Origin of the sequence: Mesorhizobium sp. M8A.F.Ca.ET.202.01.1.1, from assembly GCF_004791595.1 — a bacterium.
Lineage (GTDB): Bacteria > Pseudomonadota > Alphaproteobacteria > Rhizobiales > Rhizobiaceae > Mesorhizobium.
Map to the genome: position 1 here is coordinate 1 of NZ_SRUN01000342.1, position 279 is coordinate 279.

The window sequence follows — 279 nt, forward strand, 5'->3', positions numbered from 1 at the left end:
TGGAAGCGCTGGGCCTGGTCTTCCGGATCGTTCAGCTCGGAGAAGCCGTTGGCCAGCTCCTTGCCGTTGACGAACAGCTCGAAGCGGTCGGTGTAGCCCGGGTCATTGTCGTTGGCACGGGCCAGCGGCGAGACCTCCACCGGGTGGTCGGTGATGAAGGTCGGCTGGATCAGGGTGTGCTCGACGGTGGCCTCGAAGATCTCCAGCAGCAGCTTGCCCCAGCCGTAGGACGGCTTGACGCGGATCTTCAGGCGCTCGCAATGGCGCAGCAGCGCGTCG

Annotated in this window: 1 protein-coding gene; it reads right to left on the reverse strand. The window is 65.6% G+C overall.

Going from position 1 to position 279, the window contains the following annotated elements; translation table 11 throughout:
* Positions 1–279: amino acid--tRNA ligase-related protein (locus EN845_RS35120; RefSeq protein ID WP_348631142.1), on the reverse strand; the 279-nt coding region annotated here is incomplete at both ends.